Raw genomic sequence first — 23,870 nt, forward strand, 5'->3', positions numbered from 1 at the left:
AAGGTGTGACCGAGCACGACGCGCGAATCGACCCGCGCGCACACCGAGTGCTGGCGGACGTGAGCCGGGTCGCCGTCCTGGAGACCCTCCGCCGGGCGGGCCGTCCGCTGTCGATCCCGGAGATCGCCGCCGAGGTCGGCCTGCACCCGAACACCGTGCGGGCACACCTCGCCCTGCTCGCCGAGTACGGCTACGCCACCGGTAGGACCGAGGACCGCGACCGGCCGGGCCGCCCCCGCCTGCTGTACGCGGCCACGCAGCGGCACGACGAGGACGACCGCCGCAACTACCGGCTGCTCGCCGAGGTGCTGGTCGGCTACCTCACCGGCGTCAGGGACTCCCGGTCGGGCGACACGTTGTCCAGCCCGGCGTCCGCGGCGATCGCCGCGGGCCGCGTGCACGGCACCCGCATCGCCGGTGCCCAGGCACGCAACGGCCGCCCGGTCGACGCGGCCGAGGCCACGCGCCGGGTGGCCGACCTGCTCCGCGACGCGGGCTTCGACCCGCGCCCCGCCCCCGACGGCAGCCACATCGAGCTGCGCCACTGCCCGTTCCGCGAGCTCGCCCGGACCAACGCGGACGTGGTGTGCGGCGTGCACCTCGGCCTCATGCAGGGGGCGCTGCAGGAGCTCGGCGCCTCGGTCACCGCCGCGTCGCTGCGCCCGTTCGCCCGCCCGGGCGTGTGCGTCGCCACGCTCCGTCCCACCGACCGTCCCGCCGACGAAGGACCACCGCCACCGAGATGAACCACCCGCCGCCTCCCGCGCCCCCGCCCGGCACGGGCCGCGCGACCCCCGCCGGGCCACCGGCCGACGCCGTGCCCACGGCGGCGACCGAGGCCGCCTCAGCACCGATGGCGGCGGCCGGCACGGCCGGGGTGCCCGCCGCCGCGACCGCCGCACGGCCGGCGCGCCCGCCGTACCGGCCCGCCGTGGCGCGGCTGCCGCTGCTCGCCGGGGCCGCCGTCGCGCTGGTCGCCGGGCTGTGGGGCGGGCTGGCGCGGCTCGAGGTTGCGCCGGTGCCGCAGGAGGCGTTCGCGGCCGAGCACGGGCCGCTCATGGCGCTGGGCTTCCTCGGCACCCTGATCGCCCTGGAGCGGGCGGTGGCGCTGCGCCGCCGCTGGGCGTACGCGGCACCCGCGCTCGGCGGCCTCGGCGCGGTCGCGCTGGCCGCGGGCCTCGCCGAGGCCGGGCGGGTGGCGCTCACCGCGGCGGCGGGCTGGCTCGTCGCCTGTTATGTCGTCGTCGTGCTGGAGCGGCGGCCCGGCCGCGCGGTCGGCGTGCAGCTGACCGGGGCCCTCGCCTGGTACGGCGGTGGCCTGCTGTGGCTCCGCGGGTACCCGGTCGCCGACCTGGTGCCCTGGCCGGCGGCCTTCCTCGTCCTCACGATCGCCGGGGAGCGGCTGGAACTCGCGCACGTGGCGTTCCTGCGGCGACGTGCGGCCGACGGCCTCATCGCCACGGCGGGCCTGCTGGTCGCGGGCGTGCTCATCTCGGTTCCGCTGCCGGACGCCGGGTGGCGGGTGGCCGGGGTGGGCATGCTCGCGCTGGCCGGGTGGCTGGCCGCGTTCGACGTGGCCCGCCGTACCGTGCGCGGGGCCGGGCTGACCCGGTTCACCGCGGTATGCCTGCTCGGCGGCTACGCCTGGCTCGCCGTGGGCGGGCTGCTCTGGGCGGTCGCCGGGCGGCCCGACGGCGAGCTGTACGACGCGGCGCTGCACGCGGTGTTCCTCGGCTTCGTGATGTCGATGGTGTTCGGGCACGCGCCGGTGATCCTCCCCGCGGTGCTGCGGGTGCGCCTGCCGTACGGCCCGGCGATGTACGGCCCGCTCGCGCTGCTCCACCTCGCCCTGGCCGCCCGGGTGGCCGGTGACCTCGCCGGGATCGGCCCGGCGCGCACGATCGGCGGGGTGCTCGGCGAGGTGGCGCTGGCGGGCTTCGCCTGCTGCGCGGTGGCCGCCGCGCTGCGCGCCCGCAGGCGTGTTCCGGGGGACGTTCCGAGGGAGCCGTCATGACCTCGGTGGGCATCCGCGTCGAGCGCCGCCGCCCCGGGACGCCCCGGCCGCGTCCGGGGCGGGCGCGGTGGCACGCGATCGCGAACGCGGTGGTGCTGGTCTGGCTCGCGCTCGCCGCGGTCGCCGTGGCCGCGCAGGGCGTGCTGCCCGCGCCGCGCTGGTCGGCGCTGCACCTGTTCCTGCTCGGCGCGGTCAGCAACGCGATCGTGACCTGGAGCGAGCACTTCGCGGTCACCCTGCTGCGGCTCGCCGACCCGCCCGCCCGGTGGCGGGCCGGGCGGCTGGTCGCGCTCAACGCCGGTGTCGTGGCCGTGCTCACCGGCGCGTCGGCCGGCCCGGTCGCCGTCGGGGTGGCCGGGGCGGCCGTGGTCGTCGCGGTGGTCGCCGCGCACGTGGCCGTGCTCGCGGTCCGGGCCCGGGGCGCGCTCGCGGGCCGGTTCTCGCACGTGGTGACCTGGTACGTCTGGGCCGGAGCGGCGCTGGCCACCGGGGGCGTGCTCGGCGGGATCATGCTCGCCGGGGTCGTGACCGGGGCGGCCGAGGAGCGCCTGGTCGCCGCGCACGCGCACGTCAACCTGCTCGGCTGGGTGGGGCTCGCCGTGCTCGGCACGCTGTTCACGCTCTGGCCGACCGTGCTGCGCACCCAGGTCATCGACGGGGCAGGCCGGATCGCCCGGCTGTCGGTACGGCTCGCCGTACCCGGGCTCGCCCTCGCCGTGGGCGGCCTGCTCGCCGGAGCGCGGTGGGCCGCCGCGCCGGGCCTGTTGCTGTACGCGACGGCCGCGGCGCTCGCGCTCGTGCCGTTCCTGCGCACCGCGCGGCGGCGCCCGCCGCACGGCGCGGCCGCGTTCCTGCTCGCCGCGGGCACCGCCTGGTTCGTCCTCGCCGTCGCCGCCGACATCGCCGTGGTCGCGACCCGGCCGCCGGAGCGGGTCGGCGAGACGATCGAGGCGGCGCTGCCGCCGGTGCTCGCCGGGTTCACCGGCCAGACGCTCATCGGCGCGCTCACCTTCCTGCTCCCGGTCGTGCTCGGCGGCGGCCCGGCCGCGCTCAAGCGCAACGCCGCGCTGCTCGAGCGGTTCTGGCGCGCCCGGCTCGCCGCGACCAACCTCGGCCTCGCGGCCGCCGTGCTCCCCCTGCCCGGCCCGGTCCGTACGGCAGGCCTCGGCGTGGCGGTGGCCGCGCTCGCCGCGTTCGTGCCGCTCGCGGTCGCCGCCGTGCTGCGGTCGCGCGACGTGCGGATCACCCCGGCGACCGGCGGCATCGCGGTCGGCGTGCTCGCCACGCTGCTCGCCGTCGCCGCCTCGGTGACCACCGTGGCCGAGCCGTACTCCCGCACCGTGACCGGCGGCGGCACGCAAACCGTGGACGTCACCCTCGTCGGCATGCGCGTAGTCCCCGGCGTGATCGAGGCCCCGGCCGGCACCCGCCTCGTGCTCCGGGTGACGAACAACGACGGCCGGCGCCACGACCTGCGCCTCTCCACCGGCGAGCGCACCCCGATGCTGCGCCCCGGCGAGTCGGCCACGCTCACCCTGCCCGAGCTGACCGGCCCGGTGGACGGCTGGTGCACCGTCGCCGGTCACCGCGCCGCGGGCATGACCCTCCGCATCAACGTGACGGGCACCGCCGCGCAGGCCACGCCCGCGCCCGCACCCGGCCACACCGCGCACGCCACGCACCAGGGCCCGCTCAACCTGGCCGCCCCGATGAGCCCCGGCTTCGAGCCGTACGACGCGACGCTGCGTCCCGCCCCAGGCGGCACCGAGCACAAGGTCGAGATCCGCGTCGTGGAGAAGGAGATCGAGGTCGCCCCCGGCGTACGGCAGCGCATGTGGACCTTCGGCGGCACCGTGCCCGGCCCGGTGCTGCGCGGCAAGGTCGGCGACGTCTTCACCGTCACGTTCGTCAACGACGGCACGATCGGCCACGGCATCGACTTCCACGCCGGGTCCCTCGCCCCGGACCGGCCGATGCGCACCATCGAGCCGGGCGAACGCCTCACCTACCGGTTCAGGGCCGAGCGCGCGGGCGCCTGGCTCTACCACTGCTCCACGATGCCGATGCTCCAGCACATCGCGAACGGCATGTACGGCGCGGTGATCATCGATCCGCCGGACCTGCCGCGCGCCGACCGCGAGTACGTGCTCGTCCAGGGCAAGCTCTACCTCGGCACGCCGGGCGATGCGGCCCAGGTGGCGAAGATGCGCGACGGCCGCCCCGACGGCTGGATGTTCAACGGCGCCGCCGCCCAGTACGACCACGCGCCGCTGGCCGCCCGCGCGGGCGAGCGGGTCCGCGTCTGGGTCGTCGCCGCGGGCCCGGCCTCCGGCACCGCGTTCCACATCGTCGGCACGCAGTTCGACACCGTATATAAGGAAGGCGCCTACCTGCTGCGCCCGGACGACCCCGGCGGCGCGCAGGCCCTCGACCTCGCCCCGGCCCAGGGCGGCTTCGTCGAGACCGTCTTCCCCGAGCCCGGCCGCTACCCGTTCGTCGACCACGACATGCGCCACGCCGAGTCCGGCGCGCACGGCTTCTTCCAGGTCACCGCCCGGTAGTGGCCGCCGGTCCGGCCTTCGGCGACGGGCCGCCCGCCGTGGCCAGGTGGGTGAGGCAGACCGAGGGCTCGGCGAACGGCACCAGGCGCTCGGCCGTGACCGGGGCGCGGGTCTCCGCCAGCACGCCCTGCATCATGCCGAGGTGCAGCGCGCACACCACGTCGGTGTGCCGCTCGGCGACCTCCCGGAACGGGCAGTGCCGCAGCCGGATCACCGGCCCGCCCGGCTCCGGCCCCGGTGCCGCGCCGTACCCGCCGCCGTCCTTCGCCGCCGCGGCGTCCGCCGCGTGCGGCCCAGCCCCGTTCGGGGTGACCACCTCCGGGTCGAAGCCCGCGTCGGTGAGCACCGCGACCAGCCGCCGCACCGCCTCCTCGGCGTCGACGTCCTGCCAGGGCGCGGGCGCCTCGCCCAGGTACCGGCCCCAGGTGCGCCCGGCCTCCAGCGCGGCCTGCTCGGCGTCCGGCAGCCGGGTGGCGATGAGGGCGGTGAGCATCTCGGCGAGCAGCCGGTAGCTGCGCCGGCCGGTCGCCTCCCCGGACGCCCGGTACACCATGCGCGGGCGACCGGCATGGCCGCGCTCCCCAGGCTCGCGGGTGGCGAGGCCGAGCTCGACGAGGGCGTCGAGGTGGTAGCGGGCGGTGTTGGGGTGCAGCCGCAGCGCCGCCGCGACGTCCTGCACGCCGAGCGGGCCGTCCGTGGCGCGCAGCACGTCGAGCACCCGGCCGCGGGTGCCGCCCGGCACGGGCCCCGGATCCGTGAGCCTGGTTTCGCTCATAATCATTAGTTTATTTAAAGGCCCTTATAATAAAGAAAAGCACGGTAATTGATTTACGTGATCATCCGGACGTGACGTCGGCCGACGGTGATGATCGACTTCCTGTCGCCCCGCGGGATCCCGCCGGTCATCGCCCCGGTGGCGTGCCTCCGTTCGCCCTCGGAGGTCACCGGCGGCACCGGCCGTGCCGTACGGCCGGCGCGCCCGCCTCCCGCGCCCGTCCGCGATCGTGACCGGTACCCCGCCCACCCCGACGTGCGGCGTCACCCCTCCAGCTCGGCGATGCGGGCCCGGGTACGGCGCAGCTCCTCCTTGACCTCGGCGATCTGCCGCTCCAGCTCGAGGATGCGGCGGATCGAGGCGAGCGTCATGCCCTCGCCGGCCAGGCGGGTGACGTACTGGACGACCATGATGTCGTGCCGGGAGTAGCGGCGCTGGCCCCCGGCGGAACGGCGTGGCGTGACGATCCGATGCTGGTCGAGTCGCCGTAGGTACGCGTGCCGTACCTGCAGCATCTCGGCGACCTGGCCCAGCGAGTACAGCGGCGCGTGCTCGTCGTCGAACGGCAGCTCCGGCATCACACCTCCTCCTCACCGGGGAGCTGACTCTCCCGTGCCACGCCAAGTCACGCTCAGATGACCTTCGGGTAACCGGTTCGGAAACGATCTTGCAAAGAATTTATATCTGGACTTATAAGTTCCCTGCGAACTCAACGACAAGTATCCATCATCCGACCTCAGGACGGCTGTGATGATGTCGCTGATCCGCTCCCTCTTCGTGGGCGTTTTGGCGGCCGTTCTCGGAGTCGCCGCCGCAGCCGCGCCCGCATACGGCCAGACCACGGCCTCGATCACGCTCACCACCCCCTACCCCTCCGTCGTCGTCGAGCCCGGGTCCCAGGTGTCGCTCGACCTGAAGGTCAAGGCCTCCCCGGCCGGGCGGGTCGAGCTCGACGTCGACGCGCCGAAGGGCTGGCGGACCTCGCTGCGCGGCGGCGGCTTCGTCGTGTCGAGCGTGCACGCGGGCAGCACCGACGTGACCCTCGACGTCAACGTGCCCGCGGACGCGAAGGGCAAGAACAAGGTGACGGTCACCGCCACCGGCCCCGGCGGGCGCGCCCGCCTGCCGCTCACCCTCTCGGTGCGCGGTGGCGGCTCCGGTTCGATCGGGCTTGAGGCCGAGTTCGCCAAGCTCACCGGCAAGCCGACCGACACCTTCAACTACAGCGTCACACTGCGCAACGGCACCGCGAAGAAGACCACGTACGCGCTCCAGGTGCAGGGCCCGGCGGGCTGGAACGTCTCCGCGAACCCGTCCGCGCAGTCGCAGGCCACCACGGTCACCGTGGACGGCGGCGCCACCGAGACGATCAGCGTCACCGCCGACCCGCCGGACAACGTCACCGCCGGCGCGTACCCGATCCGGCTCGGCGTGAGCGGTGGCGGGCAGAACGCCGCGATCGACCTCGCCGCCGAGATCAGCGGTACCGGCGAGGTGGAGCTCACCACCAAGGACGAGCGGCTCAACGCCTCGGGCACCTCGGGCGACCGCACCCGCGTCCAGCTCGTGATCACCAACAAGGGTTCGGCCCCGGTCAACGGCGTGAAGCTGAGCAGCTCGCCGCCGGCCGGCTGGGAGGTCACCTTCGAGCCGGAGACCGTGAACATCGAGCCGCAGAAGCAGGTCGAGGCCACCGCGATCATCACCCCGTCGGGTGACGCCGTCGCCGGCGACTACATGGTCACGCTGCGGGCGGAGAGCGACGGGCAGACCTCCTCCGCCGACATCCGGTACACCGTGGAGACCTCCCAGTGGTGGGGCCTGCTCGGCATCCTGTTGATCGCAGCCGTGGCCGGTGGACTGTGGCAGGTGTTCCGCGTCTACGGACGTCGCTGACCCGGGCGAGGCGCGTATGGACGACAGCGTCGCCAACGTCTCCACAGGCACGGAAACCAAGGGCACCGCGACCGAGGTCGTCGACCTTCCCGAGCACGTCATCAAGATCGACCGGCTGACCAAGCGGTACGGCGACGTCACCGCGGTCGACCGGCTCGACCTGCGGGTGCGCAAGGGCGAGGTGTTCGGGCTGCTCGGGCCGAACGGCGCGGGCAAGACCACGACGATCCTCACCCTGCTCGGCCTGATCGAGCCGACCTCGGGCACCGTGCGCGTGCTCGGGATGAACCCCACCAAGGAGGCGATCAAGGTCAAGCAGCGGGTGGGGTACGTCCCGGACTCGGTGGGCTTCTACCCGTCGATGACCGGCCGGGAGAACCTGCGCTACACCGCGCGGCTCAACGGCATCAAGGACGCCGAGGACCGCATCGCCGACGCGCTCGAGCAGGTCGGCCTCACCGAGGCCGCCGACCGGCGGACCGGTGGCTACTCACGCGGCATGCTGCAGCGGCTCGGCATCGCCGACGCGCTGGTGAAGAACCCGCAGGTGATGATCCTCGACGAGCCGACCATCGCCATCGACCCCGAGGGCGTCAAGCTCGTGCTCGACCTCATCCGCCGGCTGCGCGACGAGCGGGGGATGACCGTGCTGCTCTCCTCCCACCTGCTCTACCAGGTGCAGGAGGTGTGCGACCGGGTCGGCATCTTCGTGCGCGGGCGGCTGGTCGCGGTCGGCTCGGTCGAGGAGCTGTCCCAGCGGCTCGCGCAGGGCCGTACCGTCACCGAGATCGCGGTGGCCGACGACGTCGACCTGGCGGCCCGGCGCATCGCGAAGCTCGACTCGGTACAGCAGGTGGACCGCGAGGGCGATCTGATCGTGGCGGTGTGCACCGCCGACGTACGAGGGAAGATCGCCGAGACCCTCGTCGGCGCCGGGCACACGCTGCTGCACCTGCGGCAGCGCAGCAGTCATCTGGACGAGATCTACCACCGGTACTTCCATGAGCAAGTCAACTGAGGTCGCCATCCCGCCGGGGTGGCGCACGGTGGCGCGCAAGGAGATCGCCGACCATCTGAACTCGGCGCGGCTCCTCGTGGTGGCCGGGCTGCTCACCATCACGGGCGTGGCGGCGGTCTACGCGGCCGGCGGCCGGATCCGCGACGCGGCCCAGGCCGCCACCGACGAACCCTCGCTGTTCCTCAACCTGTTCACGCTCGCGATCGAGAACACGCCGTTCGCGTTCGTCAACTTCGTGGCCCTGATCGGGCCGCTGCTCGGCATCGCGTTCGGCTTCGACGCGGTGAGCTCGGAGCGGTCCCAGCGCACCCTGCCGCGGCTGCTCGCCCAGCCCATCCACCGCGACGACGTGGTGAACGGCAAGTTCGTCGCCGGCCTCGCGGTGATCGGCATGCTGCTCACCGCGCTCATGGTGCTGGTCGGCGCGATCGGCATCGTCCGGCTCGGCATCGTGCCGTCGCCGGACCAGGTGGCGCGGCTGATCGTGTACCTGGTGGTGTCGTGCGTCTACATCGGGGTGTGGCTCGCCTTCGCCCTGATGCTGTCGATCCTGCTGCACCGGGCCGCCACCGCGGCGCTCACCGCGATCGGCGCCTGGCTGGTGTTCTCCCTGCTCGCGGGCCTCATCGTGCAGATGGTCGCGAGCGTGTTCACCACCCCCGGCACGATCGCCAACGCCGAGATGCAGCAGGCCCTCGGCCGCCTCTCCCCCGCCTTCCTCTACGAGGAGGTCACCGCGGCCCTGCTCACCCCCGAGCTGCGCACCCTCGGCGTGATCCTGCCCGAGCAGGCCTACCGCGCCGTGCCCAGCCGCCTCCCGATCGGCCAGAGCCTCCTCCTCGTCTGGCCCCAGCTCACCGCCCTCGTCGCCCTCTGCGCGGTGATGTTCGCGATCGCCTACGTCGCCTTCCTCCGCCAGGAGGTCCGCGTCTGACATTCCGTGTCTGACATACGGGCCGGGCGACGACGAACCCGAAGCCCGGCCGAGGCACCGGCCGCCCGCACCCCCACTCCCGACGCCCAACGGCCCGGTGCCTCGGCCACCTCTTTCACCCACACCCGCCTCGCCGGTTATCGGCGCCACACGATCACGACGCACCCCGCCGAAGCCACCACGGCGCCCGCGCCATCGTCGTCCGGAGGGACGTCGTCCGCCCGCGCACGCCCGGCCATACGCGGGCCGAAACGATCAGCGGCCCCGGTATGCCGTCTGACGTGCCGCGGCAGGGCGGAAGCGAAACGGGCGGCACCTGGGCGAACCCCGTGCGGCGCGGGCCTGCCAAGGCGGCTGTGCCGTAACGGAGACGCCGTAACGGAAACACGGCGGCATACCTCACACATGTATTGGCGCTAATGTCGCCTTCGTCACGAATCTCGGGCGCGAGCGAGCGGGGTGGGATGGTGCGGGTCGGCGGGCGGGTGGCGTGGCCGGTGTGCGTCGTCAGCCTGTCACTGGTCGCCGTGGGGGCGGTGCTCGCCCTGGGCAACGGCACGGACGCGCGGGCGCTCGGGCACCTGCCGTTCGTGGCCGTCTGCGCGGTGGTCGCGGCGGTCATCGAGACGGGCAGGCCGGGCAACGCGGTCGGGCGGCTGCTCGCGCTCGGCGGGTTCTCGTTCGCGCTGATGGAGGCCTGCGGCGAGTACGCGTTGTACCGGCCGGGCACCGCGCTCGGGACCGTCCTGGCGTGGCCGCAGACCTGGCTGTGGGTGCCGGCCAACACGGCGTTCGCGCTGATCCCGCCGCTGCTGCCGGACGGCCGGGCGCCGTCGCGGCGGTGGCGGCCGGTGGTGATCGCCGTCGTCGCCGCGGCGGGGGTGACCGCGATGCTGGGCTCGCTGCGCCCGGGGGTGAACACACAGGTCGGCGCGGGGGTGGTCAATCCGCTCGGGGTGCCCGCGCTGGCCGGGGCGGCGGCCGTGGCCGAGGCGGCGTTCACGGCGCTGCTGGGGGTCGTGTTCGCGGGCGGCGCCATACCGCTGGTGGTGCGGGCCGTACGGGCGACGCCGCCGAGCGGCGCGGGCTGCGGTGGCTCGCCTACGTCGCGGCGCTCGACGCCGCCATCGTGGCCGGGCGGCTCGCCGCCGGGCTGGCCGACGGCGATCCCGGGTCGGTGTGGCCGCGCGGCAGCCATGTGTGGGAGTTCGCCGGGGCCGTCGGCATGGCACTGGTGCCCGTGGCGCTCGGCGCGACCGTGCTGCGCGAGCGTTCCCTGCAGCAGGTGATGTCGGCCCGGGAGGAGGAGCGGCGGCGGCTCCGGCGGGACCTGCACGATGGACTCGGCCCGGCGCTCGCCGCGCTCAGCATGCGGGCGGAGGCGGTGCAGGAACTCGTCCGCGACGAGGCCGCGAAACGGCTGCTCGACGAGATCGTCGCGGACGCGCAGGCCGCCGTCACCGACATCCGCGGGCTCGTCGACGACCTGCGCCCGCCCGTCCTCGACAGCCTCGGCCTCGTCGGCGCGCTGCGGGCGCTCGCCGGCGGCGGCGACGGGCGGCCCGCGGCGGACGGGCCCGCGGTGCTGGTGCGCGCGCCGGAGGAACCGCCGCCGCTGCCCGCCGCCACCGAGACCGCCGCGTACCGGATCGCGGCCGAGGCCCTGGCCAATGCGCGCCGGCACGCCGCGGCGAGCCGGATGTGGATCACGTTGGAGGTGGCGGCGGGCATGCTGCACCTGGAGGTGGCCGACGACGGCCGCGGCATCGGCCCGGTACGGCCCGGCGGCGTCGGCCTCACCGCGATGCGGGAACGTGCCGCCGAGCTCGGCGGCGTCTGCGTCGTGGTGCCCCGCCCCCGCGGGGGCACCCTGGTCCGGGCCACGCTGCCCGCGACGGAGGGAGCCCGATGATCCGGATCATGGTGGCCGACGACCACGCGGGCTTCCGTGCCGGGCTGCGCGCCCTGCTCGCCACCGCCGAGGGGATGGAGATCACGGCGGAGGCGGCGACCGGCGAGCAGGCCGTCGCGCTCGTCACGTCGGTGCAGCCCGATGTGGTGCTGATGGACCTCGCCATGCCCGGCATGGGCGGCGTCGCGGCGATCGAGCGCATCGTCCGCGACCATCCGCACGTGCGGGTGATCGCACTCACCATGGCGGGCGACGACGCCTCGGTGGCCGCCGCGATCCGCGCGGGCGCCCGCGGCTACCTCGTCAAGGGCGCGCGGAAGGCCGAGATCGTGCGGGCGGTGCAGGCCGTCGCGGACGGCGAGGCGATCTTCGGCGCGGCGGTCGCGGCACGGCTCGCCGCCCACTTCGCCGCCCCCGAGCGGGCCGCGCCGCCCTTCCCCGAGCTGACGCCCCGGGAGCGGGAGATCCTCACGCTGATGGCCGCCCGCCTCAGCAACCAGCAGATCGCCGACCGGCTGGGGCTGAGCCAGAAGACCGTGCGCAACCACGTCTCCCTGATCCTGGGCAAGCTGCGGGTCGCCGACCGTGCGGAGGCGATCGCGCTCGCCCGCGAGGCGGGCCTGTGACCGGCCGTCACTCGGCCACGTAGCGCCACTCGTCGTTCGACATGCGCAGCACGCGCAGCCCCAGCATGCCGTAGACGAGGATGTGCGGCAGCGCGCCGATCGCCTGCACCAGCGGCGACAGCTCCACGGTCAGGAACGGCACGATCGTGCCGGCGAGCGCGACCGGCACCGCCCACCACGGCAGGACGCGCGCCACGGCCGCCCCGATCAGCAGGATGTAGAGGCCGACGTGCGTGAGGAAGCCGGGGAGCAGCATCCCGTACACGAAACCCCACAGGTCGTTCGCGCGGGCGGTGACCTGCTCGGCCTGCGCGGGCGCGAGCTCGTGCGCGAGGGCGAGGTCGTAGAAGTCGGTCGTGAACAGGGTCAGCGCGTGCGCCGCGCCCAGCAGGCCGATCGCCGCGCCGATCTCCGACAGGCGCGGCAGCCGCGAGCGCAGCAGGTGCGACAGGCCGAGCACGGTCGGGATGATCGCCATCGTGGCCCACAGGTAGAGCAGGGCGCTGAGCTGCACCTTGGTGTCCTGCTCGCGGAAGATCACGGGGTCGTGCGTGGCGCCGGGCGGCGAGGTGACGAAGGCCAGGAACTCCAGCACCGGCCAGGCGAGTAACGCGACTCCGGCGACGATCCGCCGGAAGCCGGACGCGGGCCGCTCCGCGCCGGGCTCCGCCGGCTCCGCCTCCCGGGCCCAGCCGGTGGCCGCGCCGGGCGGTGCCCCCTGACCTGTGTGGTGATATGCGGTGATGTTCGCCTGATCGTTCATGGCCCGCATGCAACCGCGGCGGCGTCCCGGCGCACCTGTGACAGCGTCCCGGGATTGTCCCGGAGGCGACGGGATTTTCGCGGGCTCACCGGCGGTTCGGCCCGCGCTCCGGAGTTCGGCCACGCCCTCCCACCGCCGCCGAGAACGCGATCGGCCTCATGGCCGCGCTGCGGCTCCGGGCCACGCCCGCGAACCGCCGCCGACGCCGACGGCGCGGCTCCTCAGCCGTTCTCTTGCCGCCCGCGGTCGTACCCTCGAAGACCACTGGCACTGGCTCGACACCCCGCACTCATTGCGTTTGTTTCGTTTGTTACGGATAATTCGACTAGGAGGTCGGTGTCATGACGGATGTCCAGGCCAAGCGGCTTCAACCCGGATCCATCGATGCCGAGGTGGCGAGTCGCGCCGTTCGCAGGATCAAGGACTACCTCATGCGGCATCCGGAGCGGCTGACCATCGAGGTGGCCGACGAGCATGGGGCCGAGGACCCACTGATCCTGCCTCGTGAAGCGGTGAGCCTGCTCGCGTTCATCCTCGCGCAGGCGGCCGAAGGCCGGGGGGTCACGGTCATACCGTCGCATGCCGAGCTGACGACGCAGCAGGCCGCGGACATGCTAAACGTCTCCCGTCCTTATCTGATCAAACTCCTGGAGGCGGGCGAAATTCCGTATCGCCTGGTCGGCAAGCACCGGCGCATCACGTACGAAGATCTCCAGGAGTACAAGCGCCGTGACGACGCGCGTCGTCGCGCGGCCGCCGACCAGCTTGCCGAACTTGGCCAGGAGTTGGGTATCTGAGCATGAGCCTGGTGGTGGTGTACGACGCGAACGTGCTCTATGGGAACACGCTTCGCGACCTGCTGATCCGCCTCACCCAGACAGGGCGAATCCAGGCAAAGTGGACTAATACCATCCTCGACGAACTGCAGCGCAACCTTGCGGCCAATCGTCCCGACATCCCAGAGGAGAAGCTGCGCAAACTACGACTTCTCATGAACTCGGCCGTCCGTGACTGCCTGGTCGAGGGACACGAGCCGCTGATTGAAGGGCTGAAACTGCCCGACCCCGAGGACCGGCACGTGCTCGCCGCTGCGATCAAGGCGAAGGCTCGGGTCATCGTCACGTCCAACCTTCGCGACTTCCCGGCAGAGGCTCTCGCCGATTGGGATATTGAGGCCAAGTCACCCGATGACTTCATATTGGATCTGATCCATCTGGATGGGCGCGTGGTCTGGGCGTGTGTCCAGCAAATTGCCGATTCAAGGACCAATCCACCGGAAAGCGTCGATGACGTTCTCGACGCTCTAGAGAGAGCGGGACTCGTCGAATCGGTCGCCGCCCTCCGGGCCGGCCAATAGGGCCACGCAGTCGTCTACGCCGACGCCTCACCCGCCCAACGTGTCGGTGCGCCACTGAGGCGATGATGGCGCACCACGCGCGGATCCCGATTCCGCCCGCTCCCGGTGATCTCACCGGGGGCGTTTCTTTGTGCCCCGACTCTTTGTGCCCCCGTCGCCACCGGTACGGCACGGCCGCGGCGGCCGGGACGGGGGCCGCTCGCCGATTGGGTGCCCGCTCTGCGGAACACGATCCTTGCCTCGCCGATCGGCCCGGCTTAGGTTTCCAGCCACCACGGCCTGTAGTGCCCACTACAGAGCCAGGGCCGACGCGGACCCGGGGGGACGGCCGATGACCGGCGACGGCGGGCGAACGGCCCCGCCGCACGGCACCGGCCGCTCGGGTCGCGAGCGGCCGCGGCGGACGCCGGACCCCACGGCCGGGGCCGGGCCGTACCGCCCACGAGCAGGAGAAAGGAGAGTGCCGATGTCCGTGTCCCCGATGCACTGCAGCGGCACGCCGTACCGCGGCGAGGTGGACCCCGCCACCATGCGGCGGGTGCTCAGCCACTACCCGACCGGGGTGGTGGCGGTCACCGCGATGCACGACGGCGAGCCGGTCGGCATGGCCGTCGGCTCGTTCACCTCGGTCTCGTTGCGCCCCGCGCTGGTCGGGTTCTTCCCCGACTCCGGGTCCACCACCTGGCCGCGGATCCGCGCCGCGGGCGCGTTCTGCGTGAACGTGCTCGGCGAGGAGCACGAGGAGCTGTGCCGGCGGTTCGCCACCCGGGGCGCGGACAAGTTCGCCTCGCTCGGCTGGGAGCCGGGCGAGACCGGATCGCCGATCCTCGACGACGCCACCGCCTGGATCGACTGCCGCCTGGACGCGGTGCTGGAGACCGGCGACCACTACCTCGCGCTGGGCCGGGTGGTGGACCTCGGCGTGAAGAAGGCGACCGGGCCGCTCATCTTCTACCGCGGCGGCTACGGCGGCCTGCGGGAGCCGGTCGCCTCCTGACCTTGCCCGCCACTCACCAGCCTGTAGCAGTCGCTACAGGAATTGAAAGGTTGACCATGCCGATCGCCGACGCCTCGGCCGCCGCCGCAGGCCGTACCGGTGCCGACGCCCCGGAGGTACGCCCGTGACCCACGCCGTCCTGCCCGGCCGCAGCCCCGCGGAACGCCGCGCCGAGCTGCGCCGCCTGCTCGCCACCGGCGAGACGCTGATCGCCCCCGGCGTCACCGACGCGGCCGGGCTCCGCCTCGTCGAGGAGGCGGGCTTCCGCGTCGCCTACCTCACCGGCGCCGGGCTCGCCAACGCCCAGTACGGGCTGCCCGACATCGGGCTCATCTCGCAGCGCGAGGTCGCCGACCACGTACAGCGGCTCGCCTCCGCCACCGACCTGCCGCTGATCGTCGACGCCGACACCGGGTACGGCGGGCCGCTCGCGGTGATGCGCACCGTGCGCCTGCTCGAACAGGCCGGGGCCGCCGCGGTCCAGCTCGAGGACCAGGTGCTCGACAAGCGCTGCGGCCACTTCGACGACCACCGGCTCATCCCGGCCGAGGAGATGGTCGCCAAGATCCGCGCGGCCGTGGACGCCCGCGGCGACTCCGGCCTCGTGCTCGTCGCCCGCACCGACGCGCGCAGCGCGTACGGCCTCGACGAGGCGATCCGCCGCGCGAGGCTGTACGCCGAGGCCGGGGCGGACGTGCTGTTCGTGGAGGCGCCGCGCACCGTCGAGGAGATGCGGACGATCGGCCGCGAACTCGCCGGGACCCCGCTGCTCGCCAACATCGTCGAGGGCGGCAAGACCCCCGAGCTGAGCGTCGCCGAGCTGGCCGAACTCGGCTTCTCGATCGCGCTGTTCGCCAACTACCTGATGCGCAGCATGCTGCACGCCGGCCGCCAGGCCCTCGCCCACCTCAAGGCGGCCGGGGAGACCCGCAGCCGCACCCCGCACCTGCTGCCGTGGGCCGACCGGCAGACCCTGTTCGGGCTCGCCGCCTACACCGAGGTCGAGCAGAGGTACGCCGATGGCTGAGCGGTTCGACGTGGTGGTGGCCGGGGCCGGGCTCGCCGGGGCGAGCGCGGCGGCGGCCGCGGCCGAGCAGGGCGCCGCGGTGTTGCTGCTGGAGAAGAACCCCACCCCCGGCGGCAGCACCGTGCTCTCCTCCGGGCTCAACGCGTACGCGGGCACCGACGAGCAGGCCGCCGCCGGGGTGTCCGACAGCGTCGAGCTGCTCCGCACGGACCTGCTCGAGGTCGGCGGGCACCGCAACGACGTGACCCTCGTCGACGCCTACTGCCGCGAGCAGCTCGCCACCTACCGCTGGCTGCGCGGCCACGGCGTTACCTTCGGCCCGCCGCTGCCCGGCTCCGGCCAGTCGGTGCCGCGCTCCCACCCGGCCGACACCGCCGCGATGGTCGAGGCGCTGCTGCGCGCCGCCCGCGCCCGCGGGGCCGAGGTCCGCTACCGGTGGGCGGTGCGCCGCCTGGAGACCGGCGGCGGCCGGGTCACCGGCCTGGTCGCGGCCGACCGGGACGGGACCGAGCACCGCATCGCGGCGGGCGCGGTGGTGCTCGCCACCGGCGGCTTCTCCCGCAGCCCCGAGCTGATCTCCCGGTTCGCCCCGCGCATGGAGCAGGCGATCAAGGCGGGCGGCTCCGGCAACACCGGCGACGGGCTGCGCATGGCCTGCAAGCTCGGGGCCGGGCTCGCGGACCTGCCGTACGTCAAGGCGACCTTCGGCGTGTTCCCCTGGCCGAACCCCGCCGAGGAGGGCCACGGCCTGCTCGCGGTCTACAAGGGGGCGATCGCGGTCAACGGCCACGGCGAGCGGTTCACCGACGAGTCGCTGCCGTACAAGGAGATCGGCGACGCCTGCCTCGCCCAGCCCGAGGGCATCGCGTTCCAGATCTTCGACGCGCCGGTGCTCGCCGACGCCAACCCGAACGTGCCGATCTACGACTTCGAGCCGCGGCTGCGCGCCGGGCAGTTCCAGCAGGCCGGCACCCTCGCCGAGCTGGCCGACCTGCTCGGCATCCCCGGCGACCGGCTGCAGGCCACGGTCGACGACTACAACGCCCGGATCGCCGCCGGCGAACCGGACCGGTTCGGCCGCCGCACCCTCTCCGGCGGGGTCGGCAAGCCCCGGCCGATCGCCACCCCGCCGTTCTACGGCTACCCCTGCACCGCCGTGCTGCTCGCCACCTACGGCGGCATCACCGTCGACGCCGAGGCCCGGGTGCTCGACGTGTACGGCGAGCCGATCGCCGGCCTGTACGCCGCGGGCGAGGTGACCGGCGGCTTCCACGGCGCGGGCTACGTGACCGGCACCTCGCTCGGCAAGTCCGCGGTCTTCGGCCGGATCGCCGGGATCACCGCGACCAGGGAGGCGGATCGGTGAGCACGGACGTGTTCGACCTGACCGGGCGGCGCGCCCTCGTGGTCGGCGCCGCCGAGGGCGGCCTCGGCGCGCAGGCCGCGCTCGCCCTCGCCCGCCGCGGCGCCGAGGTGGTCGTCGCCGACCTGCCGTCGCGCGGCGCCGACCTCGACGCCACCCTCGGCAGGCTGCTCGCGCTCGGCCGCCGCGCCCGGGCGCTGCGCTGCGACGTCACCCGGGAGGACCAGGCCGAGGCGGCCGTGGCGCACGCCGCCGACCCGGACGGGCGGCTCGACATCCTGGTGAACGCGGCCGGGATGATGCTGCGCCGCGAGGTGGACCAGACCTCGCTCGACGAGTGGCGGCGGGTGCTGGAGGTGAACCTCACCGGCACCTGGCTGCTCAACCGGGCCGCGGGCCGGATCATGACGCGGCGGCGGCGCGGCGCGATCGTCAACTTCTCCACCGTGTACGCCGAGCGGGTCGGCCCGATCCCCGAGTCGGCGTACTACGCCGCCAAGGCCGGGATCGCCAACCTCACCCGCTCGATGGCCGCCGAGTTCGGGCCGTACGGGGTCACCGTGAACTGCCTGGCACCGGCGGTGTTCTACCCGACCCGGATGACCGCCCCGCTCGCCGACGACCCGGACCGGCTGCGCTGGTTCGCCGAGCGCACCATGCTCGGCCGGCTCGGCGACCCGGAGACCGACCTGGAGGGGCCGCTGCTGCTGCTCGCCTCGGACGCGGGCCGCTACATGACCGGCCAGATCGTGTACGTCGACGGCGGCTGGTCCGCCTGGTGAACCCCGCAAAGGAGATCCCCCGCATGAGCCGTACGGCCCTGCTCCTCATCGACTACCAGGTCGCGCTGTGCGAGCTGGGCGAGCACTGCCGCATGCCCGCGCTCGCCGAGCAGGTGGCGCGCCGCGGCGTGATCGCCGCCGCCGAGCAGACCCTCGCCGCCGCCCGCGAGGCCGGGCTGTACGTGGTGCACGTCCGGCTCGCCTTCGACCCGTCGTACGAGCTGCGCACCAACCGCACCCCGCGGTTCGACGCCTACCCGCGCGAGCGGGCGATGCTCGCCGACGCCCCCGGCGCGCGCATCGTCAGCCCGCTCGCCCCGCTGCCCACCGAGCCGGTGATCGACAAGGGGGCCGTCGGCGCGTTCGCGGGCACGCCGCTGCTCGGCATGCTGCTCGCCCAGGGCGTACGGCACGTCGCGCTCGGCGGCGTCGCCACCAACCTCGCGGTCGAGTCGACCGCCCGCGTCGCGGCCGACAGCGGCCTGCAGGTCACCGTGCTCGCCGACCTGTGCGCCTCGTTCGACCCGGCGCTGCACGACGTCGCGATCGAGAAGATCCTCCCCATGTTCGCCTCGGTCCGCACCTCGGCGGAGTTCCTCGCCGAGGTCGACCACGCAACCCGATAGGAGCGGGCATGTCCGTGACCGACACATCCCAGTTCGACGTAGTGGTGGTGGGCGCCGGGGTGGCCGGGCTCACCGCGGCCGTCTCCGCCGCCGAGGCGGGCGCGCGCGTCGTCGTCGCCGAGCGGGCGCCCCGGGACGAGGCGGGCGGCAACACCCGCTACACCGAGGCGTTCCTCCGCATGAAGTCGCTCGACGAGGTGTCCGACGACTTCGCCGAGATGCTGCTCGGCGACTTCCAGGGCCACCCCGACCCGGGCCTGGTGGTGGAGACGCTGCGCGACCGCGACTCCTGGTCCGCGCCCGCCCGCACGCTCAGCGTGGTCGACCCGGACGTGGTCGCCACGCTCGCCGACCAGGCCGGGCCGACGCTGCGCTGGATCCGCGACCACGGGGTGCGGTTCGAGGCGCTGCCCACGCCGTTCCTCACCACCTCCACCACCCGGCTCATGCCGATCGGCGGCGGCGCCGCGCTGGTGGAGGCGCTCACCGCCGCGGCCGAGCGGCTCGGCGTCGAGTTCCGGTACAAGACGGCCGCCCGGTCGCTGATCGTCGAGGACGGCGCGGTGGCCGGGGTGCGCACCTCGCGCGGCGAGCTGCGCGGCCGGGTGGTGCTCGCCTGCGGCGGCTACGAGGGCAACCCCGAGCTGATGGCCCGCTACCACGGCCGCGGCGGCCGGTACACCCGGCCGGTGGCGCGCGGCGGCCACTACAACAAGGGCGACGGCCTGGTCATGGGCCTCGCGGTCGGCGCGGCCACCGCCGGAGACTTCGCGCTGTTCCACGCCGAGCCGGTCGACCCGCGCTCCGGCATGCCCGAGGCCGCGATCTTCGCGTTCCCGTACGGCATCCTCGTCAACAAGGAGGGCAGGCGGTTCACCGACGAGGCGCCCGGCCCGGTGGACGCCTGGTACGAGCGGGTGGCCCGGCGCATCCACGCCCAGCCGGACGGCATCGCGTACGCGGTCTTCGACGCCGGGTGGGCCGACGTGCCGAACTTCTCCGCGGCGATCCGCACCGACCAGCCGCCGATCGAGGCCGACACCCTGGAAGGGCTCGCCGCCAAGCTGGAGATCCCGGCCGACGCGCTCGCCGCCACCGTCGCCGAGTTCAACAAGGCGTGCGTCGACGGCGAGTTCCGGCCGCTCGAGGTCGACGGGCTCGCCACCCGGGGCCTTACGCCGCCGAAGTCGAACTGGGCCCGGCCGCTGGTGGCCGCGCCGTACCGGGCGTACCCGATCATCGCGTCGAACGTGTTCACCTTCGGCGGGCTGAAGACCGACGACCGGGCCAGGGTGATCGACACCGACGGCGAGCCGATCCCCGGCCTGTACGCCGCGGGCGAGCTCACTGGCATGTACTACACGAACTACACCGGCTCCACCTCGGTGCTGCGCGGCGCGGTCTTCGGCCGCATCGCCGGGCGGCAGGCCGCCGAGGGCTGACCCCGGGCCACGGCGAGGCGGCGGGCGCGGCCATCTTGAGGGCTCGCCGGCCGCGCCCGCCCCGCCGTACCGGACGGACCCCACCGAACCCCCACCCGCCACCCGGCGAGAACGGCAGGAATCCGACATGCGCATCTGGCACCAGAGCTTCACCGTGCTCGACGACGTGCCGCACTACCGGGACGCGCTGCGCCGGCATCTGACCGCGGCCGCCCGGCCCGGCACCGAGGTGGAGCTGCACGGCATGGCGCCCGGCACCTACCCGAGCTCCTATCCGGGGGTGCACATCGGCCACCTCTACCTGACGAACCTCCACCGCGAGCAGTTCGTGCGGGCCGCGCTCGCCGCCGAGGAGCAGGGCTACGACGCGTTCTTCATCGCCACCCTCCCGGACACCGGGTTCGAGGAGATCCGCACCCTGGTGGACATCCCGGTGGTGGCGTTCGGCAACGCCTCGGTGGCGTACGCGGCGACGCTCGGCACCTGCGTCGGCATCGTCAACTTCATCGCCGCGCTCGAGCCGCAGATCCGCCGCAACATGGCCGCATACGGCCTCGGCTCGCTCGTCGGCCCGATCGTGCAGGTCGAGGCCGAGTTCACCGACGTGATGGCCGCCTACGACAACCCCGGGCCGCTGGTCGACGCGTTCCGCCGGGCCGCGCGGAAGGCGATCGACGCCGGGGCGAACGTGATCGTCCCCGGGGAGGGGCCGCTCAACGTGTTCCTCGCCGACCAGGGGATCTCCCGGGTGGACGAGGTCCCGGTGATCGACTCGCTCGCCACCGGGCTCGCGCTCGCCGAGACCCGGGCCGAGTTCCACCGGCGCAGCGGGCTGCGCCCGGCCCGCACCGGCATGTACTTCAGCAAGCCCGACATGGCGATGGTGCGGGCGGCGCGCAAGTTCTACTTCGGGGGTGACCGGTGACGGGGTTCGACTACGAGGTCGACGTCGCGGTGGTCGGCGGCGGGGCGTGCGGCCTCATGGCCGCGCTGCGCGCGGCCCGCGACCCGGGGCTGGTCGTCGCGGTGTACGAGAAGAGCACCAAGGAGGGCTGCAACACCCAGTTCTCCAGCGGCAGCCTCGCCGCGGGCGGCACCCGCTTCCAGCGGGAGGCGGGCATCGACGACTCGCCGGAACGGCACGCCGCCGACATCCTCGCGGTCAACCGCGACCCGGACTCCGCGCCGATCGTGCACGCGCTGTGCCGGGTCGCGCCCCGGTACGTGGAGTGGCTCGCCGACGAGCTCGGCCACCCGGTCGAGATCGGGGTCGACATGGCCCGGTCCGGGCAGAGCGTGCCGCGGCTGCACACCGACACCGGCCGCGCGGGCGGCGGCCGGCTCGTGGCCACCCTGCGCAAGGCGGTGGAGTCGGCCGACAACATCGCGTTCGTCGACAACACCCCCGGCGTGGGCCTGATCGCCGAGACGGCCGGCGGCCGGGTCCGGGTCACCGGGGTCGAGGTGCTGGAGAACGGCGAACGCCGCCGGGTCGGCGCGAAGGCGGTCGTGCTCGCCGCCGACGGCTTCGGCAACAACCCGACGATGCTCGCCGAGTACTGCCCGCAGGCCGTCGGCGCGTTCTACGGCGGGGTGAGCACGAGCACCGGCGACGCCATCTCCTGGGGCATCGGGCTCGGCGCGGCCGTCCGCAACATGGGCGCCTACCTCGGCCACGGCCTCGTCGTCCCCGGCCACGGCACCCGGCTCAACCCGGTGCTGCCGTTCCTCGGCGCGCTGCTCGTCGGCGTGGACGGCCGCCGGTTCGTCGACGAGAAGGCCCAGGGTTACTCCAAGCTCGGCCGCATCATCGCCGGGCAGCCCACGGGCCGTGCCGTACTGATCTGGGACGAGCGCATGCACGAGATCGCGATGAACTCCGAGCTCATGCGCGAGTCCGCCGCGGCCGGCGCGTTCGCCCGGTACGGCTCGGCCGCCGAGCTCGCCGCCGCGTTCTCGCTGCCCGAGCAGGCCCTCGCCGAGACCCTCGCCGCCTTCCGCGCGGTCTCCGTCGTCGAGGACCCGTCCGGCTTCGACCACGGCCCGCTCGAGTTCCCGCTGCTCGCCGCCTGGGTCACCCACGGCATCCTCACCACCCAGGGCGGCCTCGTCGTCGACACCACCGGCCGCGTCCGGCACCGCGACGGCGGCCCCATCGCGAACCTGTACGCCGGGGGCGGCTCGGCCTGCGGCATCTCCGGCCCCTCCGCCGAGGGCTACATGTCCGGCAACGGCCTCCTCTCCGCCCTCGGCTTCGGCTGGATCATCGGCGACCACCTTGCCGGCGGCGGCCTGAAGGCCGCGTGACGTCTCAGGAGAAGTGACCATGCGGAACGCCGAACCCCCCGTCGAGCGGCTGATCGCCGAGAAGGCGGTGAGCCTGCGGTTCGAGGATCTTCCGGAGAACGTGGTACGGCTGGCGAAGGTCGCGGTCACCGACACGATCGGGGTGGGCCTCGCCGGGACGCGGGAGCCGGTCGCGCGGGCCGCCGCAGATCTGGTGACCTCGACCACCGAGGCGCCGGGGTCGGCCACGGTGTGGGCGACCGGGTCCGGGTCGGCGCCGCAGGGCGCCGCGTACGCCAACGGGGTGGCCTGCCACGCGCTCGACTGGGACGACTACATGCACCCGATGCACGGCCACTGCAGCGCGGTGCTGCTGCCGGTGTGCTGGGCGCTCGCGGAGAGCGGGGACGCGGACGGGCGGCGGTTCCTGGAGGCGTTCGTCGCCGGGTACGAGGTCAACGGGATGCTGGGCCGTGTGCTGGCCACCCCGCACTACGAGAAGGGCTGGCACTCCACGAGCACGATCGGGGTGATCGGGGCGGCCGCGGCGGCGGCGCGCATGCTCGGGCTCACCGTCGACCAGACCGCGCACGCCCTCGGCATCGCGGCGTCGCACGCGAGCGGCATCCGGGTGAACTTCGGCTCGATGACCAAGGCGCTGCACGCCGGCCACGCCGCCCGCCAGGGGGTGACCGCCGCGCTGCTCGCCCGCCGCGGGGTGACCGCCTCGGCCGAGTGGCTGCTCGGCCCGAACGGCTACCTCGCCACGTACGGCGGGCAGATGACCCCGGCCGAGGCCGCCGAGTCGATCCGCGCCCACACGTTCGACACGTTCGTCATCGAGGGCCCGGTCGGCCTGGTGCAGAAGCCGTACGCGTGCTGCGGCAGCAGCCACGCCGCGGTCGAGGCGACGATCGCGCTCGTCGAGGAGCACGACCTGACCCCCGAGCGCATCGACGCGATCGAGGTGCACGTCGACCCGCTGCTCAACAAGACGCTCATCCACCACGACGCGGCGAACGCGCTCGAGGGCCGGTACTGCCTGGAGTACACGATCGCGGTCGCCGCGGTGGACCGGGCGGGCGGCGCGGCGCAGTTCAGCGACGAGTCGGTGGGCCGTCCCGAGGTGCGCGCGCTGATGCCGAAGGTGCGCCGCATCGCCGACCGCCGCAACGGCCCGGAGGCCCGGTTCGCCGCCGAGGTGGTGATCCGCTCCGGCGGCCGGGAGTACCGCCGCTTCCAGGAGCACCAGCCCGGCCACCCGAGCCACCCGCTCACCGAGGCGCAGCGCGCCGCCAAGTTCGCCGCCGCGGTCCGCCCGGTGCTCGGCGACCGCGCCGACGAGCTGCGCCTCCGGACCGCCGACCTGGAGCACGTCACCGCCTGGCGCGAGCTCGCCGACCTCATCCTCCTCCCCACGGCGGTGCCGGCCTGACCGGCCCGCGACTCCGCCGCACCACACGGCCGCCGGGGCACCCCGCCCCGGCGGCC

At 74.1% G+C, this 23,870-nt stretch carries 23 protein-coding genes; 20 read left to right on the top strand and 3 right to left on the bottom strand.

The genetic code is table 11. From position 1 onward, the window contains the following. Window positions 1-5: 5 nt before the first annotated feature. Genes FHX40_RS22125 through FHX40_RS22135 form a run of 3 tightly spaced genes read left to right on the top strand, consistent with a single transcriptional unit; the run spans window position 6 to window position 4,575 of the window. Entirely contained in the window at window positions 6-746 is a 741-nt protein-coding gene (locus FHX40_RS22125; protein WP_229788490.1) for a helix-turn-helix transcriptional regulator, read from the top strand. Further along, window positions 743-2,014 carry a hypothetical protein gene (locus FHX40_RS22130; protein WP_211350357.1) on the top strand — a complete coding sequence of 424 codons (1,272 nt, stop codon included), beginning with the start codon at window positions 743-745 and terminating at the stop codon, window positions 2,012-2,014. The genes FHX40_RS22125 and FHX40_RS22130 overlap by 4 nt, the downstream gene beginning before the upstream one ends. After that, window positions 2,011-4,575 carry a multicopper oxidase domain-containing protein gene (locus tag FHX40_RS22135; RefSeq protein ID WP_142261398.1) on the top strand — a complete coding sequence of 855 codons (2,565 nt, stop codon included), beginning with the start codon at window positions 2,011-2,013 and terminating at the stop codon, window positions 4,573-4,575. The genes FHX40_RS22130 and FHX40_RS22135 overlap by 4 nt, the downstream gene beginning before the upstream one ends. Here FHX40_RS22135 and FHX40_RS22140 read toward each other — a convergent pair. Further along, window positions 4,562-5,350 carry a helix-turn-helix transcriptional regulator gene (locus FHX40_RS22140; RefSeq protein ID WP_142261399.1) on the bottom strand — a complete coding sequence of 263 codons (789 nt, stop codon included), beginning with the start codon at window positions 5,348-5,350 and terminating at the stop codon, window positions 4,562-4,564. The two genes, FHX40_RS22135 and FHX40_RS22140, sit on opposite strands and share 14 nt — an antisense overlap. A gap of 263 nt (window positions 5,351-5,613) precedes the next feature. Then, window positions 5,614-5,928 carry a MerR family transcriptional regulator gene (locus FHX40_RS22145; protein WP_142261400.1) on the bottom strand — a complete coding sequence of 105 codons (315 nt, stop codon included), beginning with the start codon at window positions 5,926-5,928 and terminating at the stop codon, window positions 5,614-5,616. 172 nt (window positions 5,929-6,100) lie between these two features. On the opposite strand from FHX40_RS22145, the gene FHX40_RS22150 reads away from it, so the two are divergent. From FHX40_RS22150 to FHX40_RS22175, 6 genes are all read left to right on the top strand, one after another. After that, window positions 6,101-7,246, top strand: coding sequence for a COG1470 family protein (locus tag FHX40_RS22150; RefSeq protein ID WP_142261401.1), 1,146 nt, complete (start codon window positions 6,101-6,103; stop codon window positions 7,244-7,246). Window positions 7,247-7,262: 16 nt separating this feature from the next. After that, window positions 7,263-8,264 (top strand): ABC transporter ATP-binding protein, encoded by a 1,002-nt coding sequence (locus FHX40_RS22155; RefSeq protein ID WP_142261402.1) that lies wholly within the window; start codon window positions 7,263-7,265, stop codon window positions 8,262-8,264. Then, window positions 8,248-9,198, top strand: a complete 951-nt coding sequence (locus FHX40_RS22160) for an ABC transporter permease (RefSeq protein WP_142261403.1) — start codon at window positions 8,248-8,250, stop codon at window positions 9,196-9,198. The genes FHX40_RS22155 and FHX40_RS22160 overlap by 17 nt, the downstream gene beginning before the upstream one ends. Before the next feature lie 464 nt (window positions 9,199-9,662). Next, window positions 9,663-10,487 carry a hypothetical protein gene (locus FHX40_RS22165; RefSeq protein ID WP_142261404.1) on the top strand — a complete coding sequence of 275 codons (825 nt, stop codon included), beginning with the start codon at window positions 9,663-9,665 and terminating at the stop codon, window positions 10,485-10,487. After that, the gene (locus FHX40_RS22170; protein ID WP_142261405.1) at window positions 10,424-11,110 is read left to right on the top strand and encodes a sensor histidine kinase; all 687 of its coding nucleotides are present in this window, start codon (window positions 10,424-10,426) and stop codon (window positions 11,108-11,110) included. Before FHX40_RS22165 ends, FHX40_RS22170 begins: the two co-directional genes overlap by 64 nt. Then, window positions 11,107-11,736: a response regulator transcription factor gene (locus FHX40_RS22175; RefSeq protein WP_142261406.1), complete on the top strand. Its 630-nt coding sequence runs from the start codon at window positions 11,107-11,109 to the stop codon at window positions 11,734-11,736. Before FHX40_RS22170 ends, FHX40_RS22175 begins: the two co-directional genes overlap by 4 nt. 7 nt (window positions 11,737-11,743) lie before the next feature. Here the strand turns inward: FHX40_RS22175 and FHX40_RS22180 are convergent, their stop codons facing one another. Then, on the bottom strand, window positions 11,744-12,499 hold the full coding sequence (locus tag FHX40_RS22180; protein WP_142261407.1) for a hypothetical protein: 756 nt from the start codon (window positions 12,497-12,499) through the stop codon (window positions 11,744-11,746). A 341-nt stretch (window positions 12,500-12,840) separates the two neighbouring features. Between FHX40_RS22180 and FHX40_RS22185 the strand changes: the two genes are divergently transcribed. The 11 genes from FHX40_RS22185 (at window position 12,841) to FHX40_RS22235 (ending at window position 23,814) form a co-directional block, all read left to right on the top strand. Beyond that, a complete protein-coding gene (locus FHX40_RS22185; RefSeq protein ID WP_142261408.1) occupies window positions 12,841-13,296 on the top strand; it encodes an excisionase family DNA-binding protein in 456 nt (151 codons plus the stop codon). Between the two features lie 2 nt (window positions 13,297-13,298). Continuing rightward, the gene (locus FHX40_RS22190) at window positions 13,299-13,856 is read left to right on the top strand and encodes a PIN domain-containing protein (RefSeq protein ID WP_142261409.1); all 558 of its coding nucleotides are present in this window, start codon (window positions 13,299-13,301) and stop codon (window positions 13,854-13,856) included. A gap of 466 nt (window positions 13,857-14,322) precedes the next feature. After that, window positions 14,323-14,853, top strand: coding sequence for a flavin reductase family protein (locus FHX40_RS22195; protein WP_211350359.1), 531 nt, complete (start codon window positions 14,323-14,325; stop codon window positions 14,851-14,853). A gap of 124 nt (window positions 14,854-14,977) precedes the next feature. Next, the gene (locus FHX40_RS22200) at window positions 14,978-15,880 is read left to right on the top strand and encodes an isocitrate lyase/PEP mutase family protein (protein ID WP_142261410.1); all 903 of its coding nucleotides are present in this window, start codon (window positions 14,978-14,980) and stop codon (window positions 15,878-15,880) included. Continuing rightward, on the top strand, window positions 15,873-17,246 hold the full coding sequence (locus FHX40_RS22205) for an FAD-dependent oxidoreductase (protein WP_142261411.1): 1,374 nt from the start codon (window positions 15,873-15,875) through the stop codon (window positions 17,244-17,246). Before FHX40_RS22200 ends, FHX40_RS22205 begins: the two co-directional genes overlap by 8 nt. Then, window positions 17,243-18,025 (top strand): SDR family oxidoreductase, encoded by a 783-nt coding sequence (locus tag FHX40_RS22210; protein WP_142261412.1) that lies wholly within the window; start codon window positions 17,243-17,245, stop codon window positions 18,023-18,025. The genes FHX40_RS22205 and FHX40_RS22210 overlap by 4 nt, the downstream gene beginning before the upstream one ends. 23 nt (window positions 18,026-18,048) lie before the next feature. Then, window positions 18,049-18,651, top strand: coding sequence for a cysteine hydrolase family protein (locus FHX40_RS22215; RefSeq protein WP_142261413.1), 603 nt, complete (start codon window positions 18,049-18,051; stop codon window positions 18,649-18,651). Between the two features lie 8 nt (window positions 18,652-18,659). Next, complete coding sequence (gene tcuA / locus FHX40_RS22220) at window positions 18,660-20,093, top strand: FAD-dependent tricarballylate dehydrogenase TcuA (RefSeq protein WP_142261414.1); 1,434 nt, start codon at window positions 18,660-18,662, stop codon at window positions 20,091-20,093. A gap of 127 nt (window positions 20,094-20,220) precedes the next feature. Next, window positions 20,221-21,018, top strand: coding sequence for an aspartate/glutamate racemase family protein (locus FHX40_RS22225; RefSeq protein ID WP_142261415.1), 798 nt, complete (start codon window positions 20,221-20,223; stop codon window positions 21,016-21,018). Next, a complete protein-coding gene (locus FHX40_RS22230) occupies window positions 21,015-22,400 on the top strand; it encodes an FAD-dependent oxidoreductase (protein WP_211350360.1) in 1,386 nt (461 codons plus the stop codon). Before FHX40_RS22225 ends, FHX40_RS22230 begins: the two co-directional genes overlap by 4 nt. A 19-nt stretch (window positions 22,401-22,419) precedes the next feature. After that, on the top strand, window positions 22,420-23,814 hold the full coding sequence (locus FHX40_RS22235) for an MmgE/PrpD family protein (RefSeq protein ID WP_142261416.1): 1,395 nt from the start codon (window positions 22,420-22,422) through the stop codon (window positions 23,812-23,814). Window positions 23,815-23,870: the final 56 nt, after the last annotated feature.

Origin of the sequence: Thermopolyspora flexuosa, assembly GCF_006716785.1 — a bacterium.
Classification (GTDB): domain Bacteria; phylum Actinomycetota; class Actinomycetes; order Streptosporangiales; family Streptosporangiaceae; genus Thermopolyspora; species Thermopolyspora flexuosa.

What these genes read in the sequence shown, in the direction of transcription:
- FHX40_RS22130 (WP_211350357.1), top strand. Translation starts at nt 743, where the DNA reads ATGAACCACCCGCCGCCTCCCGCGCCCCCGCCCGGCACGGGCCGCGCG.
- FHX40_RS22135 (WP_142261398.1), top strand. Translation starts at nt 2,011, where the DNA reads ATGACCTCGGTGGGCATCCGCGTCGAGCGCCGCCGCCCCGGGACGCCC.
- FHX40_RS22140 (WP_142261399.1), bottom strand. Translation starts at nt 5,350, where the DNA reads ATGAGCGAAACCAGGCTCACGGATCCGGGGCCCGTGCCGGGCGGCACC.
- FHX40_RS22145 (WP_142261400.1), bottom strand. Translation starts at nt 5,928, where the DNA reads ATGCCGGAGCTGCCGTTCGACGACGAGCACGCGCCGCTGTACTCGCTG.
- FHX40_RS22150 (WP_142261401.1), top strand. Translation starts at nt 6,101, where the DNA reads ATGATGTCGCTGATCCGCTCCCTCTTCGTGGGCGTTTTGGCGGCCGTT.
- FHX40_RS22155 (WP_142261402.1), top strand. Translation starts at nt 7,263, where the DNA reads ATGGACGACAGCGTCGCCAACGTCTCCACAGGCACGGAAACCAAGGGC.
- FHX40_RS22160 (WP_142261403.1), top strand. Translation starts at nt 8,248, where the DNA reads ATGAGCAAGTCAACTGAGGTCGCCATCCCGCCGGGGTGGCGCACGGTG.
- FHX40_RS22165 (WP_142261404.1), top strand. Translation starts at nt 9,663, where the DNA reads ATGGTGCGGGTCGGCGGGCGGGTGGCGTGGCCGGTGTGCGTCGTCAGC.
- FHX40_RS22170 (WP_142261405.1), top strand. Translation starts at nt 10,424, where the DNA reads ATGGCACTGGTGCCCGTGGCGCTCGGCGCGACCGTGCTGCGCGAGCGT.
- FHX40_RS22175 (WP_142261406.1), top strand. Translation starts at nt 11,107, where the DNA reads ATGATCCGGATCATGGTGGCCGACGACCACGCGGGCTTCCGTGCCGGG.
- FHX40_RS22180 (WP_142261407.1), bottom strand. Translation starts at nt 12,499, where the DNA reads ATGAACGATCAGGCGAACATCACCGCATATCACCACACAGGTCAGGGG.
- FHX40_RS22185 (WP_142261408.1), top strand. Translation starts at nt 12,841, where the DNA reads ATGACGGATGTCCAGGCCAAGCGGCTTCAACCCGGATCCATCGATGCC.
- FHX40_RS22190 (WP_142261409.1), top strand. Translation starts at nt 13,299, where the DNA reads ATGAGCCTGGTGGTGGTGTACGACGCGAACGTGCTCTATGGGAACACG.
- FHX40_RS22195 (WP_211350359.1), top strand. Translation starts at nt 14,323, where the DNA reads ATGTCCGTGTCCCCGATGCACTGCAGCGGCACGCCGTACCGCGGCGAG.
- FHX40_RS22205 (WP_142261411.1), top strand. Translation starts at nt 15,873, where the DNA reads ATGGCTGAGCGGTTCGACGTGGTGGTGGCCGGGGCCGGGCTCGCCGGG.
- FHX40_RS22215 (WP_142261413.1), top strand. Translation starts at nt 18,049, where the DNA reads ATGAGCCGTACGGCCCTGCTCCTCATCGACTACCAGGTCGCGCTGTGC.
- tcuA (WP_142261414.1), top strand. Translation starts at nt 18,660, where the DNA reads ATGTCCGTGACCGACACATCCCAGTTCGACGTAGTGGTGGTGGGCGCC.
- FHX40_RS22225 (WP_142261415.1), top strand. Translation starts at nt 20,221, where the DNA reads ATGCGCATCTGGCACCAGAGCTTCACCGTGCTCGACGACGTGCCGCAC.
- FHX40_RS22235 (WP_142261416.1), top strand. Translation starts at nt 22,420, where the DNA reads ATGCGGAACGCCGAACCCCCCGTCGAGCGGCTGATCGCCGAGAAGGCG.